This is a genomic window from Streptomyces sp. NBC_01335 (assembly GCF_035953295.1).
In the GTDB taxonomy this organism is placed as follows: Bacteria; Actinomycetota; Actinomycetes; order Streptomycetales; family Streptomycetaceae; genus Streptomyces.
Genome location: NZ_CP108370.1, coordinates 4,964,524 through 4,981,125 on the forward strand (window position 1 = coordinate 4,964,524; position 16,602 = coordinate 4,981,125).

Genomic DNA, 16,602 nt, shown 5'->3' on the forward strand with positions numbered 1-16,602 from the left:
CGAAGCTCCGCCCCCGAGGAGGATTCAGTGCACGAGACCACCGCCGTACCGTTCGGCCGCCGCGGCTTCCTGTCCGCCCTGGCGCTGGCCGCGGCCGGCGCCGCGGGCGGCCTCCAGCTGCTGCCCGGCGCCACCCCGGCGGCAGCCGACGGCGACGCCTTCGACGTCCTGCGCGAGAGCTGGGCCGTCCTGCTGACCGGCGGCGACATCGACGCCACCGACGCCGACTACGCCCCCGCGCTCGCCGTGCTCTCGACCACCGCCACCGACCTGTGGAACACCATGGCGCCGGACACCGGGGCCGGCTCCCTCTGGCCCGGCCAACCACTCACCGTCCCCGCCAACATCACCGCCGGATACAAGGCGCTCGCCTCGCTCGCCACCGCGTACGCCACCGAGGGCACCACGGCCACCGACGGCACCGGGCGCGCCCTGCACGGCTCCGCCGGGCTCGGCGCCGACATCGTGGCCGGGCTCGACTTCCTGCACGCCCGGGCGTACCACGCCACGGCCGTGGAGAGCGGCAACTGGTGGGAGTGGGAGATCGGCTGCCCCGTCGCCCTCACCAACGCCATGACCCTCGTGCACCCGCTGCTCACCGAGGACCGGATCGCCGACTGGACGGCGGCGATCGACCACTTCGTGCCCGACCCCACCAAGAACCGCTACGGCGCCGACCGCACCACCTCCACCGGCGCCAATCGCGTCGACCTGTGCCAGGTCGTCGCCCTGCGCGGCGTCCTCGGCCGCAGCGACGAACGCCTCGCCGCCGCCGTCGCGGGCCTCTCCGACGTGTTCCCGTACGTCACCTCTGACGACGGGCTCTACGCCGACGGGTCCTTCGTCCAGCACACGTACATCCCCTACACCGGCACGTACGGCATGGTGCTGCTGCGCGGCCTCACCAGCCTCTTCCAACTGCTGCACGGCTCCCCGCACGAGGTGACCGACCCCGCCGCAGCGCACATCCACACCTCGGTCGACACCGCCTTCGCCCCCTGGATCTGGAACGGCCTCTGCATGGACGCGGTCCGCGGGCGGGCGGTCAGCCGCGCCACCGAGACCGACTTCTACGACGGCAACCTCACCGCCCAGGCCGTGCTGCGCGCCGCGCTCTCCGCCCCGGCCACCGCCCAGGCCACCCGCTTCAAGGGCCTGGCGAAGGGGTGGATCACCCGGGGCGAGGCGTACGCCCCCTACAGCGCCACCGCGGGGATCGCGGGGGTCGCCCTCGCCGCCCCCGTGCTGAACGACAGCGGCATCGAGGCCCTCCCCGAACCGGTCGGGCACGTCCAGTTCCCGAACATGGACCGGGCCGTGCACCGGGGCAGGGGCTGGGCCCTCGCGCTCGCCCTCTCCTCCGCGCGCATCGCCCGGTACGAGTCGATGAACGGCGAGAACCTGCACGGCTGGCACACCGGCGACGGCATGGCCTACCTCTACCTCGCCGGCGACCCCGGCCACTTCACCGACGACTTCTGGCCCACCGCCGACCCGAAGCGCATGCCCGGCACCACCACCGACGCCCTCGCCCTCGCCGACGCCGCCGGTACGGGCACCCGGCCCGCCGCCGCCTGGGCGGGCGGGGCGAGCCTCGGCGGCGCGTACGGCAGCGTCGGCCTCGATTTCCGGAGCTACGGATCGACCCTCACCGCGAAGAAGTCCTGGTTCTGCCTGGACGACTCCGTCGTCTGCCTCGGCGCGGGCATCACCGGCGGCAGCGGGGCCGAGGTCTCCACCACCGTCGAGCACCGCAACCTCGGCGCCCCCGGGGCCCGCACCCCGAACCTCACCGTCGACGGCACCGCCCAGCCCTCCACCGCGGGCTGGTCCGCCACCCTCGCCGTCACCGGCTGGGCGCACCTGGCCGGGGTCGGCGGCTACCTTTTCCCCGGCGGCGCCACCGTCACCGCAGGCCGCACCGACCGCACCGGCTCCTGGCACGACATCAACACCGGCGGCACCACCACCGCCACCACCCGGCGCTACCTCACCCTCGGCCTCTCCCACGGCACCGCCCCGGCGAACGGCGCGTACGCCTACGTCCTGCTGCCGGGCGCCGACGCCTCCCGCACGGCGGCCCGCGCGGCCGCTCCCACCGTGGAGATCCTCGCCAACACCCCGGCCGTACAGGCGATCCGGGACAACGGCTCCGGAGTCGTCGCCGCCAACTTCTTCACGGCCGGAACGGCCGCGGGCATCACGGTCGGCGCCCCCTGCTCGGTGATCCTGCGCCGCACAGGGTCCACGCTGACCGTGGCGGTTTCCGACCCCACGCACACCGCGTCCCCGGTCACCGTACGGCTCGTCCACACCGGCACGGCGGTGCGTACCGACCCCCGGATCACCGTCGACACCGCCGCGCCCACACTCGCCTTCACCGTGAACACGGCGGGCGCCGCCGGAGCCACCGCCGAGGCCGTCTTCACGGTCACCGGCGCGGCCCTCGCCCCCGTCGCGGACGGGTACGTCCGGGACGGCGCGTACGCCGGCACCTCCTACGGCACCGCCACCACCCTGGTGGTGAAGAACGCCACGGGCAGCGGCTACAACCGCCAGTCGTACCTCGCCTTCGACACCTCGGCCCTCACCGGCCGGGTCACCTCCGCCGCCCTCTCGGTGCACGGCTTCGTCTCGGACTCCGGCGGCACCGACGCCGTCGTCACCGCGTACGGAGTGGCCGGCACCGACTGGACCGAACCCGCCCTCACCTGGAACACCCGCCCCGGCCTCGGCGCGGCCCGCGCGGACGCCGCGGCCACCGCCGTACCGTCCTGGCTCACCTTCGACGTCACCGCCCACGTCACGGCGGCGGCCCCCGGACCGGTCTCCCTCGCCCTGGCCCAGGCGGCGCCGGGACTCGCCGTGGTCCTCAACTCCCGTGAGAACAAGGTGTATCCGCCGGTGCTGACGGTGACGCTCGGCTGAGCCCGGCACCGGGCCGCCCCGCCGCTCCGTTGGTACGGGGTGGTGTCAGGGGTGCGTCAGGATGCGGCCGGTGACCGTTGGGAGGGTGTCAAGAGAGGCTGGAAGAAGCCGTGTCGGTGGTGCGGTAGGTATTGCTGCCGTGCTCACCGCGCCGGATCGGCCGGTGTGGCGGTAGGCGTCCGGAGGGGGTCGCGTGTCGCCCGGGCCCAGTCTTCCGTCCCAGCCGGCCGAGGTGCCGGCACCTGTCGGCGGTTACCGGAACGTCCCGGTCTCGGCTCCGATCCCGGATCCGACGCTGCCCACGGCCCCCGGCGCGGCGCCCGGTGGCGCGGGGCTGCTGGCGGTGGACTTCGAGGCCCTGGCAGCCGCGATCGAGGCGGCCAGGGCCGCCGCCGACGCGGCGCACCGTGCCGCGGCCGACGTCTCGGACGCGGTGCGGCGATCGGGCGCCGCGCCCTGGGGGGACGACCCCGGCCTCGGGGTGGGGTTCGGCGACGCGTTCGCCGGGCCGCGCGACGATCTGGTGCGGACGGTGCAGGAGCTGCCGGCCGTCCTGGCGGGCCTGGCGGACTCGCTGGACGGGGCGCGGCGCCGGTTCGTACGCGCCGAGGACGAGGCCGGCGCGGTCGCCTCGGGCCTGACGTGGTCGACGGACGGCGAGGCGGGCTGATGGACGCCCACCATGTGCCGCCGGAGTTGCAGAACCTGCTCCTCGTCGTCGTCGGCAACAAGTGGCCGACCGGCGACGAGACCGCTCTGCGCGCCGAGGCGGCGGCATGGCGCGCGTGCGCGGAGACGACGCGCTCCTGCGCCGAGGACGTGGCCGTGGTCCGGGCGCGGGTCGGGGCGGGGCTCCAGGGGCAGTCCCGCGAGGCGATCGACGGGTTCCTCGACCGACTGGCCGGACCCGGCGAGGACGGCGTACTGCCGCTGACCATCACCTGCTGCGAGGAGGCCGCCGAGGCGCTGGACGCGCTGGCCAACGAGATCGAGACCTTGCGCATCGAGATCATCGGCGCGCTGGCCGTACTCGCGGTCCAGCTGATGATCGACATGACCGTCCTGCTGCTGTGGGGCGGTCCCGCGGCGGCCGCCGGGGAGATCGCCGCCGCCCGGATGCTGTGCGTGGCCTTCCTGCGGCGCGCGGTCACCCACGCGCTCGTCCGCGTCGCCGAATCGGCGGTGGCCCAGGTCGGATTCGCCCTGCTGGCCCAGGTCGTCGAGCTGGGCCGGCACCACCGCACCTCCCTGGACGGTGACGAGTTGGCGGTGGCCGCGGTCAACGGCGCGGTGGGAGGCGCGGTCGGCTTCGGGGCGGGCCTGCTCGGCGCCGGACTGACCCGCGGCGTGACCAAGGGCGCCGGCCTGGCGGGACTGGGAGCCGCGGGGAGCCGCGCCGCCGGCGTGGTGTCGGGGATCGGCTTCTCCGCGCTGGCTGGTTCCGCCGAAGGGGCCGCGCAGGACGCGGTGTTCGGGCTCTCCGGCGACTGGATCCCGGGGGCGGCCAACGGAGCGTTCAACGGCGCCTGGGGCGCCCGCCACACCGGGATGAACCCGAGGAACATCGGATCGATCTCGCCGGCGGACCACCTGGAGAAGCTGGTCGACGGAATACCGAAGGCGCCGGTGGCGGCGGCCGGTGCCGAACTCGAACCCGGACCCGGACGGCCCGAGCGACCCGCCTCACCCGAGCGACCCGTCTCACCCGTTGCACCCGCATCACCCCCGCCGGCCGGGACGCCGACGGTGGAGGGCCCGCCGGAGCAGCCCCTCCCTCAGTCGCTGGTGGAGACCCCACCGGTGACGGTCACGACGGAGACCGTCGCGCGGCCGTCGCCGCCCACCGCACCGCATACCGGGTCGGCCACCGGCGAGGAAGGCCACGAGGTCTGGCAGGACGTGGACGTGACCCGTGTGCTGCTGGGGCAGGACCCCCGGCCCGGAGCCCGACGGCCGACGGACGACTTCGACCCCGGCGCGAACCCCTGGGACGACGCCGTCACGGAAGCCGGCGCCGGGAGCTGACCGAGGGGCGGCCCGCACGCCCGCGGAGGCGGCACTCCCGGACGCGGGAACCACAACGCTGTCATGACCCTGGCGAAACTCTGCCCCGGGGCCCCAGAATGGGCCCACCCCATGGGAGCGCTCCCATGGGGTGGGCCCCGTGCTGCCCGCACCCGTACCGCCCGCACCCCGTGCCGACGAACGACGAAAGGTGTCCCGGTGAACGCCCCACCCCAGCGTCCCCGTCCCCCGCACCCCCCGCGTGCGCGCTCCCCGCACCGCCCGGCCGGGCCCTCCGCCCGGTCCGTCCGCGCCTTCGGTGCCACGGCCGCCGTCGCGCTGCTCGCCGCGCTGCTCGCCGCCCCCGGCGCGGTGGCCGACGAGCGGGCGGCGGGCGACGAACCCGCACCGGGCGCCGAGCAGATCACCAACGGCGACTTCTCCGCCGGTACCGCGCCCTGGTGGTGGACGGCGAACACCTCCGGGACGGTCGTCGACGGGCGCCTGTGCGCCGACGTCCCGGCCGGTACGGCCAACGCCTGGGACGTGATCGTCGGGCAGAACGACGTACCCCTCGTGGCGGGGGAGACGTACCTCCTGAGCTACACCGCGACCTCCACCGCGCCGCTGACCGTGCAGACCCGCGTCCAGGAGGCCGTCGACCCCTGGACCACCGAGCTCGCCACCGCCGACCCGGTCGGAGCCGAACCGGTCACGGTCACCCACGCGTTCACCGCCACGGCCGACCGGCCGGCCGCCCAGGTCGCGCTCCAGATCGGCGGCGGGCGGGCCACCACCTTCTGCCTCGACGACGTGTCCCTGCGCGGCGGCGCCGAACCGCCCGTGTACGTCCCCGACACCGGCTCCCCGGTCCGGATCAACCAGGTCGGCTACCTCCCGTACGGCACCAAGAGCGGCACCGTGGTGACGGACGCCGACGCGCCGCTGACCTGGACGGTGAAGGCCGCCGACGGAACCACCGCCGCCACCGGCACGACCGTCCCCGGCGGCGAGGACCCGACCTCCCGGCAGCGCGTCCACACCTTCGACTTCAGCGCCCTCACCACCGTCGGCGACGGCTACACCGTGGACGTCGACGGGCAGGTCAGCGAACCCTTCTCGGTCCGCGCCGACCTCTACGACGGGCTCCGCTCCGACGCGCTGGCGTACTTCTACCACAACCGAAGCGGCATCCCGATCGAGGCGGACCTCGTCGGCGAGGAGTACGCGCGCCCCGCCGGACACGCCGGTACGGCCCCCAACCAGGGCGACACGGACGTGCCCTGCGTCCCCGGCGTCTGCGACTACCGCCTCGACGTCTCGGGCGGCTGGTACGACGCGGGCGACCACGGCAAGTACGTGGTCAACGGCGGCATCTCGGTGGCCCAGCTGATGTCGACGTACGAGCGGACCCTGACCGCCGACGACGCCGAGGGCGACCGACTGGCCGACGGCACCCTGCGCGTCCCGGAACGCGGCAACGACGTGCCCGACATCCTCGACGAGGCCCGCTGGGAGCTGGACTTCCTGCTCCGCATGCAGGTACCGGCCGGTGAGCCGCTCGCGGGCATGGTCCACCACAAGGTGCACGACGCCGCCTGGACCGGCATCCCCACCCGCCCCGACCAGGACCCCCAGCCGCGCGAACTGCACGCCCCGTCGACCGCCGCGACGCTCAACGTCGCCGCGACCGGCGCCCAGTGCGCCCGGCTGTACGCCCCCTACGACCAGGCGTTCGCCGACCGCTGCCTCCGGGCCGCCACCACCGCCTGGCAGGCCGCGCTGGCCCACCCCGCCGTGTACGCCGACCCGCAGGACGGCACCGGCGGCGGGACGTACAGCGACAACGACGTGACCGACGAGTTCTACTGGGCCGCCGCCGAACTCTTCACCACCACCGGGGAGTCGGCCTACCGCACCGCGCTGCTCACCTCCCCCCTGAACGGCGCCGCCGACAAGATCTTCCCGGCGGGCGGCGGCATCTCCTGGGGCTCCACCGCGGGACTCGGCGTGCTCACCCTCGCCACCGTCCCCAACGACCTGACCGGCACCGAACTCGGCGACGTCCGCGCGGTGCTGACCGCAGGGGCGGACCGCTACGCCGCCCAGTCGCGCGCCGAGCTCTACGGGCTTCCCTACTCCCCGCCCGGCGAGGACTACGCCTGGGGCTCCAACAGTCAGGTGCTCAACAACATGGTGGTGCTGGCCGTCGCCCACGACCTCACCGGCGAACCCGCCTACCAGGACGCCGTGCTGCGCGGCGCGGACTACCTCTTCGGCCGCAACCCGCTCAACCGGTCGTACGTCACCGGGTACGGCGAGCGGTACTCCGAGAACCAGCACCACCGCTTCTGGGCCCACCAGAGCAACCCCGACCTGCCCCACCCGCCCCCCGGCACCATCGCCGGCGGCCCCAACCTGACCGCCGTCGCCGCCGGTGACCCGGCGGCAGCGGAGAAGCTCGGCGGCTGCGCCCCGGCCATGTGCTACCTCGACGACAACGGCTCCTGGGCCACCAACGAGGTCACCATCAACTGGAACGCCCCGCTCGCCTTCATCGCCTCCTACCTGGACGACGCGGGCGACGGCCGTACGGCGGCCGACCGCACCGACCGCGTCTGCCGGGTCACCTACGCCTCGCACGCCTGGACCGGTGGCTCCACCGTCACCGTGCGGGTCCGCAACACCGGCACCGCCCCGCTCCCCGCCTGGCAGCTGAGCTGGCTCTTCCCGGGCGGACAGCGGATCGGCCAGACCTGGAGCGCGGACCTCGCCCAGAACGGCCGTACGGTCACGGCGAAGCCGCTGGACTGGAACCGCGCCCTCGCCCCGGGCGCGACCGCCGACTTCGGGTTCAACACCACGGGAACGGCCGCCGGGCCCGACCCGGCCGTGTTCAAGCTCGGCGGACACGCCTGCTCCACCGGCTGACCGTGCTCCGGCACCGCCGCTCCCGGGCGGCGGTGCCGGGCCTTCACTTCCCGCTCAGCACCGCACGGAGCTGGTCGAGCCCCCAGTCCAGGTCCTCCCGCTCGATCACCAGCGGCGGCGCGATCCGGATCGTGGAGCCGTGGGTGTCCTTCACCAGCACACCCCGCTCCATCAGCCGCTCCGAGATCTCCCGCCCGGAGCCCAGCGCCGGGGCGACGTCCACTCCCGCCCACAGCCCCCGGCCGCGCACCGCGTCCACCGCGCCGCCGCCCACCAGCCGGTCCAGCTCGCGGTGGAGGTGGGCGCCCAACTCCGCCGCCCGCGCCTGGTACTCGCCGGTCCGCAGCATCGCCAGCACCTCCAGCGCCACCGCGCACGCCAGCGGGTTGCCGCCGAACGTCGAACCGTGCTCGCCGGGCCGGAACACCCCCAGCACCGCCGCCGAGGACACCACCGCCGACACCGGCACCACCCCGCCGCCGAGCGCCTTGCCCAGCACGTACATGTCCGGCACCACGCCCTCGTGCTCGCATGCGAAGGTCCGCCCGGTGCGGCCCAGGCCCGACTGGACCTCGTCCGCGACGAAGAGCACGTTCCGCTCGCGGGTCAGCTCACGTACCCCGGCGAGATAGCCGGGCGGCGGCACCAGCACCCCGGCCTCGCCCTGGATCGGCTCCAGCAGCACCGCCACGGTGTTCTCCGTCATCGCCTCGCGCATCGCGGTGAGGTCGCCGTACGGCACGATCTCGAACCCGGGGGTGTACGGCCCGTAGTCGGCGCGCGCCTCCGGGTCCGTGGAGAAGCTGACGATCGTGGTGGTGCGGCCGTGGAAGTTGTCCGCCGCGACGATGATCTTGGCCATGCCGTCCGGGACGCCCTTGACGGTGTACCCCCACTTCCGCACGGTCTTCACGGCGGTCTCCACCGCCTCGGCGCCGGTGTTCATCGGCAGCACCATCTCCATGCCGCACAACTCGGCGAGCTCCCCGCAGAACGCGGCGAACCGGTCGTGGTGGAACGCCCGCGAGGTGAGCGTCACCCGGTCCAGCTGCGCCTTCGCCGCGTCGATCAGCCGGCGGTTGCGGTGGCCGAAGTTGAGCGCCGAGTACCCGGCCAGCAGGTCGAGGTAGCGGCGCCCCTCCACGTCGGTCATCCAGGCCCCGTCCGCCGTCGCGACGACGACGGGCAGCGGGTGGTAGTTGTGCGCGCTGTGGGCCTCGGTGGAGGCGAGGGTGTTCTCCGTGGTCGACACGGGGTCTCCGTTCGTCGTGCGGCGCGGGCGGGCGGGTGCGGGGTGCGGTGCGGACCGGGCGGGTCGCGCCCGGGTCGGGGGCTGCGGGCGGGGTCTTGCCCACTTTGTATCGTTCCGTCGCGGTGCGGTCCGGGAAACCCGCGCCGCACCGGCGTGCCCGCCGCGCCACGCACGCCGGGCCCGCGGGCGGCAACGTGTTTCTCCTCCCACCGCCCGCCCCACCGGGCCCGCGCACCGCTGAGCAGGGCCGCCCCGGGGGCCGTACGGGATTCCCGAGTACCGGCTGCCCGGGATCGGTTGCGCACCTGAGACAATGGGCACATGGCCTCTGACCGACCTCGCGTGCTCTCCGGAATCCAGCCCACCGCAGGCTCGTTCCACCTCGGCAACTACCTGGGCGCGGTGCGCCAGTGGGTGGCGTTGCAGGAGTCCCACGACGCCTTCTACATGGTGGTGGACCTGCACGCGATCACCGTGCCGCAGGATCCGAAGGAGCTGCGGGCCAACACCCGCCTCGCGGCGGCCCAGCTGCTGGCCGCCGGTCTCGACCCCGAGCGGTGCACGCTCTTCGTGCAGAGCCACGTCCCCGAGCACGCGCAGCTCGGCTGGCTGATGAACTGCCTGACCGGGTTCGGCGAGGCCTCCCGGATGACCCAGTTCAAGGACAAGGCGGCCAAGCAGGGCGCCGACCGGGCGACCGTGGGCCTCTTCACGTACCCGGTGCTCCAGGTCGCGGACATCCTGCTCTACCAGGCCAACCAGGTCCCGGTCGGTGAGGACCAGCGCCAGCACATCGAGCTCACCCGCGACCTCGCCGAGCGCTTCAACGGCCGCTTCGGCGACACGTTCACCGTTCCGGCGCCGTACATCCTCAAGGAGACGGCGAAGATCTTCGACCTCCAGGACCCGTCGATCAAGATGAGCAAGTCGGCGTCCACGCCGAAGGGCCTCATCAACCTCCTGGACGACCCGAAGACCACCGCCAAGAAGGTGAAGAGCGCCGTCACCGACACCGACACGGTGATCCGGTACGACGCCGGCAACAAGCCGGGCGTCAGCAACCTCCTGACCATCTACTCCACCCTCACCGGCACCTCCGTCGAGGCGCTGGAGCAGAAGTACGAGGGCCAGATGTACGGCGCGCTGAAGACGGATCTCGCCGAAGTCATGGTGGAGTTCGTCACGCCGTTCCGTACCCGCACCCAGGAGTACCTGGACGACCCGGAGACGCTCGACTCCTTGCTGGCCAAGGGCGCGGAGAAGGCCCGGACGGTCGCCGCGGAGACGCTGGCGCGGGCGTACGACCGGATGGGCCTCCTGCCCGCCAAGCACTGAGTCGAAGGACCCTGGCGGGAGCACGGGGCAGCGCGGCACACTTGCGGCGACGGCCCCGTGCGACCGCCGGTGCCGCGGCGCCCGGCGCGCGCGGTCATCGAGCACCATCGATCGACGACAGAGGAGAACGACGTGGGGACCGTAACGCTCGGCGTTTCGATCGCGGTCCCGGAGCCCTTCGGCACCCTGCTCCAGCAGCGACGTGCCGGCTTCGGGGACCCGGCCGCGCACGGCATCCCCACGCACGTCACCCTGCTGCCGCCGACCGAGGCGAAGGCCGACGAGGTGCCGGCCGCCGAGGCGCACCTCGGCAGGATCGCCGCCGACTGCCGGCCCTTCCCGATGCGGCTGAGCGGGACCGGGACCTTCCGCCCGCTCTCGCCCGTCGTCTACGTCCGCGTCGTCGAAGGCGCCTCCTCCTGCGCCTGGCTCCAGCAGCGCGTCCGGGACGCCTCGGGGCCGCTGACCCGTGAGCTCCAGTTCCCGTACCACCCGCACGTCACCGTCGCGCACGCCATCGACGAGGCGGCGATGGACCGGGCCTACGAGGAGCTCGCGGCGTACGAGGCGGCCTGGACCTGCACCTCCTTCGCGCTGTACGAGCAGGGCACGGACAGCGTCTGGCGCAAGATCAACGAGTTCCCGTTCGGCGCGGGCGGCGGCACGCCCGCCGTGCCCGTCCAGAGCGGCTTCTCCGCCGACGAGCCCTCGCTCCACGGCCTGTCCTGACCCCCGGGCCGGTCCTGACCTCGGGCCCGTCCCGACCTCCACGGCCGTCCTGACCTGGGGCCTCCGGTGCCGGAGGGACAGTGGGCCGTTCGAGTGGGAAAATTTTCTCCACAGGGAGGAGCGACGGCCCGGACGTCGTTCCGTCATCCGTCACTGTCGCGGAGGTGGTCCGCGTGGTCCCGCTCTCCAGCCGTGAACGCCAGATCCTGGCGCAACTGGAAGCCTCGCTCGCGCGGGACTTCCCGGACGATCCCGCCGTCCAGTTCGGGCGCGACGTCGAAGGCGAGCGTGACGTGGAGGGCGAGCGCGACCTCCTGGAGAAGCCACCCCGCAAGCGCCCCGGCGACGGCCCCGGCGCGGCCCCCGGACGAGCGAGCCCCCGCAGGAGCGGCCCCGAGAGGGAAGCGCACCGGCAGCCCCTGGCCGGAGCACCGCCGGGGGGACCGGCCGCCCCGGGCGGCCCCGCACCGGACCGGCTCGCCGAGATCCCGGGCACCCCGCACCGCCCCGGCCGATTCGGCCGGCTGATCAGGTCCCGCCGGACGTTCGCCCTGCTGGCCGTCGTGTCGTTCTTCCTGCTGGGCGCCGGAATGGTCACCGGGAACCTCTGGGTGGTGGTCGCCTTCGTGGTGACCTGGTCGGCGACCTTCCTCATCGGCGCGGCCCGGATGCTCGCCTGGTCCCGCAGACAGGGGTACTGACGGACAGGACTGCCGGCGGACAGGGCTACCTCTGAGCCTCAGAGCCCGGCGGGGAGCCGGCGGAAGAGCGGGCGGGGGACATGCCGCAGCGCCGCCATCACCACCCGCAGCCCGCCCGGCACCCAGACCGTCTCCGCGCCCCGCCGCACGCCCGTGACGATCGCGTCGGCGACCTCCTCCGGGGTGGTGGCCAGCGGCGGTTCCTGCTGCCCGGCCGTACGGGCGGTACGCACGAACCCCGGCCGCACCACCAGCACCTGCACCCCGCTGCCGTACAGCGCGTCGCCGAGGCCCTGCGCGAAGACGTCCAGGCCCGCCTTGCTGGAGCCGTAGATGAAGTCCTCGCGCCGGGCGCGTTCGGCGGCGACCGAGGAGAGCACCACCAGCGACCCGTGGCCCTGCGCCTGGAGCGCGCCCGCGCACACCAGACCGGCGGAGACCGCTCCCGCGTAGTTGGTCCGCGCGACCAGCGCGGCGGCGGCCGGGTCCTCCTCGTCGCGCGCCTGGTCACCCGCGATGCCGAAGGCCAGCAGCACCATGTCCACGTCGCCCTCCGCGAACACCTTGCCGAGCCCCGGGGCGTGCGACTCCGGGTCCAGCGCGTCGAACTCCACCGTGGAGACCTGGGCGCCCAGCCCGCGCAGCTCGTCCGCCGCCGCCTCCAGCGCCGCCGACGGGCGTCCGGCCAGCCGGACCGTACGGGTGCGCAGGGCGATCAGCCGACGGGCGGTGGCCAGCCCGATCTCCGAGGTGCCGCCGAGGACGAGCAGGGACTGCGGGGCACCGAAGGCGTCCTTCACGGGAACACTCCTGGCTGGTCGTGAGGCGGGATGGGGTGGGGAGTTCAGAGCCCGAGCCGGCGCGCGAGGTCGGAGCGGAACGCGCCGGTCGGGTCGGTCTCGGCCCGCAGCGCGCGGAACTCCGCCACCCGCGGGTACATCACGGCCAGCAGCTCCGGCCGCAGCCGGGAGTCCCGGGCCAGGCCGACCCGCCCCCCGGCGGCGGCGACCTCGTCGTCCAGCCCGTCCAGGAAGCGCCCGATGCCCGGTAGCCCGGCCGGTACGTCCACGGCGAGGGACCAGCCGGGCATCGGGAACGACAGCCGGCCGGGCCCGCTCGCCCCGAGCCGTTCCAGCACCGCGACCGAGGACGGGCAGGCCCGGGTGGAGAGCCGGCGCACCACCCGGTGGAGGGTCTCCTCCCGGCCGGGGCCGACCGCGAACTGGTAGCGCACGAAGCCGCCCCGCCCGGCGGGCGCGGGCGTCCGGGGCAGCGCCTCGGGGGAGCGGAAGAAGGCGTCGAAGCTCCGCAGCGCGCCGGTACGCGCGCGGGGCGCCGCGCGGTGGCGCACCTCGTTGACCAGACCCATCGCGGTGCGGCCGAGCAGGCCCGCCGGCGCGAAGGCGGGCACGGGAGGCAGCGGCGGCAGCAGTGCGGGCAGGCCGAGCGGGGCCCGGCGGTCGCGGGCCGGCAGCGCGGCGAGCGGTGCGTGCGCGCCCCGGACCAGCACCGAGCGGCCGGTGGCCCGCCCGCGCGCCATCAGGTCGATCCAGGCGCTCTCGTACGTCGGGCGGGTGGCGTTCCCCGCCATCCGGGCGAGCAGATCGTCGAGGTCCGCCGCCCGTTCGGTGTCCACGACCATCAGCGAGGTGGCGATCCGGCGGCAGCGCAGGGTGGCGGCGAGGATGATCCCGGTCAGCCCGAGGCCGCCCGCCGTGGCGTCGAAGAGCGGGGTGCCCGGCAGCAGCGTGACGACCGAGCCGTCCGCCGTCAGCAGCTCCATCGCCGTCACGTGCCGGGTGAAGGACCCGGCCGTGCGGTGGTCGTGACCGTGCACGTCGGAGCCGATGGCCCCGCCCACCGTGATCCGGCGGTCGCCGGGCACCACCGGGAGGTACCAGCCGGACGGCCGCAGCGTTTCGGCCAGCCGGTCCAGTCGTGTACCGGCGTCGCAGACCACGGTGCCGGTGGCCGCGTCGAAGGAGCGGACCCGGTCCAGCGCGCCCATGTCGAGGACGGAGCCGCCGGCGTTCTGCGCCGCGTCCCCCGGAGCGCGCCCGAGTCCCCGGGCGATCGCACCCCGGGGCCCGCGCCCGCGCACGACGTCGGCCGCCTCCTCGTACGTACGCGGAGAGAACCGTACGGCGGTGGTCGGGGCGGTGCGGCCGGAGCCGCTCAAGGACACCGTGTCGACGGACATGCGGATGACCGTATCGCCCGAGAAAACCTCTTTGGGGCATTTGTTACAGGACTCACCGGAACGGGTGGTGGAGTGAGTGTCAGCACCCGCGGGCGTCGAACTTCTCCCGCCACACGGAAGTGTGCGTCCCGTCCACAGGTTTTCGGGGTCCCGGAGGGTACGCGTACGTCATGGACTGGCTGAAGAGACTCCCGGCGGTCGGCCCGCTGCTCGCCCGCCTCATGGAGACGCACGCCTGGCGCTCCTACGAAACCCTGGAACGGGTCCACTGGGCGCGGCTCGCGGCGGCCATCACCTTCATCAGCTTCCTCGCGCTCTTCCCGCTGATCGCCGTCGGCGCCGCCGTCGGCGCCGCGCTCCTGAGCGACGACCAGCTCGACACGATCGAGCAGAAGACCGCCGAGCAGGTCCCCGGCATCTCCGACCAGCTCGGCATCGACAACCTCGTCGCGCACGCCGGGACCGTCGGGGTCGTCGCCGGTGCGCTGCTCCTCTTCACCGGCGTCGGCTGGGTCGGCTCGCTCCGCGACTGCCTGCGCGCGGTCTGGGGCATCGACGACCAGGACGACGGCAACCCGGTCGTCCGCAAGCTCAAGGACGCCGGACTGCTGGTGGGCCTCGGCGGCGCCGCGCTGCTGACCCTCGTCCTCTCCACCGTCGGCTCCACCGCGGTCGGCTGGACCGCCGACCGGATCGGCATCCCCGAGGACGGCGCGGGCGGCGTCCTGCTCCAGGCCGCCGCCATCGCGGTCGCCGTGGTGGCCAACTTCCTGCTGCTGCTCTACCTGCTGACCCTGCTGCCCGGAGTGGAACCGCCGCGCCGCCGGCTGGTGGTGGCCTGCCTGGTCGGCGCGGTCGGCTTCGAACTCCTCAAACTCCTGCTCGGCAGCTACATGAGCGGCGTCGCGTCCAAGAGCATGTACGGCGCCTTCGGCGTGCCCATCGCCCTGCTCCTGTGGATCAACTTCACCGCCAAGCTGCTCCTTGTCTGCGCCGCCTGGACCGCCACCGGCAGCAAGGAGGAGGCCACCGGCAGCGAGCGGGACAAGGAAGAGAGGCAGGAGAAGGAGGAGCCCGCTACGGGCGGGGGCGACGCCGGACCAGGTCCGGCAGCGGCCAGCGCCGGTTGACCAGGAACACGCCCGCCGCGAGCACCACCAGTACCCCGCCGACCACGGCCAGCGCGATGCCGATGCCGTCGGACGGCGCGTCGGCCGCGGCGGCCTTCGCCGCGGTCTTCTGCGGCTTCGCCCCGGCGGCGGCCTGCGGCCCCTTGCCCGCACCGGTGCCGGTGTCCGATCCGGAGTCCGTACCGCTGCCGGTGTCCGCCGACTTCGGCGGTACCAGCTCGCCGACCGGGGTCACCTTCCCGCTCGCCGCGAAGCCCCAGTCCAGGAGCGAGGCCGCCTCCTTGTAGACCGCGTGGCCCACGTCGGACGACGGGTTCATGACGGTCACCAGCAGCACCCGGCCGTCGCGCTCGGCGATTCCGGTGAAGGTGTTGCCCGCGTGGCTGGTGTAGCCGTTCTTGACGCCCGCGATGCCCTTGTACGGCTCGATGCCGACGTCCCCGGTGAGCAGCCGGTTGGTGTTCTGGATCTCGAAGGACTCGCGCTTGCCGTCCTTCTCCTCGCCCGGGAAGTCGGCCGTGGCGGTCGCCGCGTACTCGCGGAAGTCCTTCTTCTGCATCCCGCTGCGGGCGAAGAGGGTGAGGTCGTACGCGCTGGACACCTGGTTCGGGGCGTCGTAGCCGTCCGGCGTGACCACGGTGGTGTCGAGGGCCTGGAGCTCGTCGGCGTGCTGCTGCATCGCGGCCACGGTCTTCGCGACGGCGGCCTCCTCGCCGCCGGGCTCCTCGGCGCCGCTCTCCCCGTCGGTCGCACCGGTGCCGCCCTGCAGGCCGCCGTACATCGAGGCGAGGACGTGCACCGCGTCGTTGCCTGAGCGCAGGAAGACGCCGAGCCAGAGGTCGTGGACCGTGTAGGTCTGGTCCTCCTTGACGCCCACCAGGCTGCTGCCGTCGCCGAGGCCGGCCAGTTCGGCGTCGGTCACCTTGTGGGTCAGCGTCGAGGGCTGGAGCGCCGGGAGCACGGTGTCCGCGAAGAGCATCTTCAGTGTGGACGCCGGCGGCAGCCGCCAGTGGGCGTTGTGCGCCGCGAGGACGTCCCCGCTCTCGGCGTCCGCCACGATCCAGGAGCGGCCGGTCAGCTCCCCGGGCAGCGCGGGGGCGCCCGGCCCCGGGTTCACCTGGGTGCCCTCCTTCGCGAGCTGCGGCCCGCCGATGCTCGACATCGGCAGGGTCGGCCTCGGCTGCTTGTCGTCGTCCTTGTCCTTGTCCGCGGCGAAGGCCACCGGACCCAGGGCAAATGTGGACATCAAGGTGGCGCAGATGACCGTCAGCGCGGTCTTTTTCAGAGCAGGCACGGTCGGAAACGTACAGGGCCCCGGTGTGAATGGGGACCCTGAGCCCCTGACCCGCCGTGCGTACCGCCAGGACAGCCCACCCTCGCCGCCGGTGCTGC

General features: G+C 74.0%; 12 protein-coding genes. 8 read left to right on the plus strand and 4 right to left on the minus strand.

Features of this window, described 5'->3' with window-relative positions; translation table 11 throughout:
• Positions 1 to 27 precede the first annotated feature (27 nt).
• The 4 genes from OG599_RS21385 to OG599_RS21400 all read left to right on the plus strand — a co-directional run bounded on the left by OG599_RS21385 (position 28) and on the right by OG599_RS21400 (position 7,863).
• Positions 28 to 2,928, plus strand: a complete 2,901-nt coding sequence (locus OG599_RS21385; protein ID WP_327177587.1) for a polysaccharide lyase family 8 super-sandwich domain-containing protein — start codon at positions 28 to 30, stop codon at positions 2,926 to 2,928.
• A gap of 193 nt (positions 2,929 to 3,121) precedes the next feature.
• Complete coding sequence (locus OG599_RS21390; protein ID WP_327177588.1) at positions 3,122 to 3,598, plus strand: hypothetical protein; 477 nt, start codon at positions 3,122 to 3,124, stop codon at positions 3,596 to 3,598.
• Positions 3,598 to 4,953 (plus strand): WXG100-like domain-containing protein, encoded by a 1,356-nt coding sequence (locus OG599_RS21395; protein WP_327177589.1) that lies wholly within the window; start codon positions 3,598 to 3,600, stop codon positions 4,951 to 4,953. Before OG599_RS21390 ends, OG599_RS21395 begins: the two co-directional genes overlap by 1 nt.
• A 318-nt stretch (positions 4,954 to 5,271) precedes the next feature.
• A complete protein-coding gene (locus tag OG599_RS21400) occupies positions 5,272 to 7,863 on the plus strand; it encodes a glycoside hydrolase family 9 protein (protein WP_327180122.1) in 2,592 nt (863 codons plus the stop codon).
• A 43-nt stretch (positions 7,864 to 7,906) separates the two neighbouring features.
• Here OG599_RS21400 and rocD read toward each other — a convergent pair whose 3' ends face one another.
• Entirely contained in the window at positions 7,907 to 9,115 is a 1,209-nt protein-coding gene (gene rocD, locus OG599_RS21405) for an ornithine--oxo-acid transaminase (RefSeq protein WP_327177590.1), read from the minus strand.
• Between the two features lie 321 nt (positions 9,116 to 9,436).
• Between rocD and trpS the strand changes: the two genes are divergently transcribed.
• From trpS to OG599_RS21420, 3 genes are all read left to right on the plus strand, one after another.
• Positions 9,437 to 10,450 carry a tryptophan--tRNA ligase gene (gene trpS, locus OG599_RS21410; RefSeq protein WP_327177591.1) on the plus strand — a complete coding sequence of 338 codons (1,014 nt, stop codon included), beginning with the start codon at positions 9,437 to 9,439 and terminating at the stop codon, positions 10,448 to 10,450.
• 132 nt (positions 10,451 to 10,582) lie between these two features.
• Positions 10,583 to 11,179: a 2'-5' RNA ligase family protein gene (locus OG599_RS21415; RefSeq protein ID WP_327177592.1), complete on the plus strand. Its 597-nt coding sequence runs from the start codon at positions 10,583 to 10,585 to the stop codon at positions 11,177 to 11,179.
• A gap of 173 nt (positions 11,180 to 11,352) precedes the next feature.
• A complete protein-coding gene (locus OG599_RS21420; RefSeq protein ID WP_327177593.1) occupies positions 11,353 to 11,880 on the plus strand; it encodes a hypothetical protein in 528 nt (175 codons plus the stop codon).
• Between the two features lie 38 nt (positions 11,881 to 11,918).
• Here the strand turns inward: OG599_RS21420 and OG599_RS21425 are convergent, their stop codons facing one another.
• Together OG599_RS21425 and OG599_RS21430 are read right to left on the minus strand one after the other, a co-directional pair.
• Positions 11,919 to 12,680: a decaprenylphospho-beta-D-erythro-pentofuranosid-2-ulose 2-reductase gene (locus OG599_RS21425; protein ID WP_327177594.1), complete on the minus strand. Its 762-nt coding sequence runs from the start codon at positions 12,678 to 12,680 to the stop codon at positions 11,919 to 11,921.
• A gap of 44 nt (positions 12,681 to 12,724) precedes the next feature.
• On the minus strand, positions 12,725 to 14,080 hold the full coding sequence (locus tag OG599_RS21430; protein ID WP_327177595.1) for an FAD-binding oxidoreductase: 1,356 nt from the start codon (positions 14,078 to 14,080) through the stop codon (positions 12,725 to 12,727).
• 170 nt (positions 14,081 to 14,250) lie between these two features.
• On the opposite strand from OG599_RS21430, the gene OG599_RS21435 reads away from it, so the two are divergent.
• Positions 14,251 to 15,210 carry a YihY/virulence factor BrkB family protein gene (locus OG599_RS21435; RefSeq protein WP_327177596.1) on the plus strand — a complete coding sequence of 320 codons (960 nt, stop codon included), beginning with the start codon at positions 14,251 to 14,253 and terminating at the stop codon, positions 15,208 to 15,210.
• On the opposite strand, the gene OG599_RS21440 is transcribed toward OG599_RS21435, so the two are convergent.
• Entirely contained in the window at positions 15,158 to 16,504 is a 1,347-nt protein-coding gene (locus OG599_RS21440; protein WP_327177597.1) for a D-alanyl-D-alanine carboxypeptidase family protein, read from the minus strand. The genes OG599_RS21435 and OG599_RS21440 overlap by 53 nt on opposite strands.
• Positions 16,505 to 16,602 lie beyond the last annotated feature (98 nt).

Excerpts from the sequence above, each read along its gene's own strand:
- OG599_RS21395 (WP_327177589.1), top strand. The coding sequence starts at position 3,598 with ATGGACGCCCACCATGTGCCGCCGGAGTTGCAGAACCTGCTCCTCGTC.
- OG599_RS21435 (WP_327177596.1), top strand. The coding sequence starts at position 14,251 with ATGGACTGGCTGAAGAGACTCCCGGCGGTCGGCCCGCTGCTCGCCCGC.
- OG599_RS21430 (WP_327177595.1), bottom strand. The coding sequence starts at position 14,080 with ATGTCCGTCGACACGGTGTCCTTGAGCGGCTCCGGCCGCACCGCCCCG.
- trpS (WP_327177591.1), top strand. The coding sequence starts at position 9,437 with ATGGCCTCTGACCGACCTCGCGTGCTCTCCGGAATCCAGCCCACCGCA.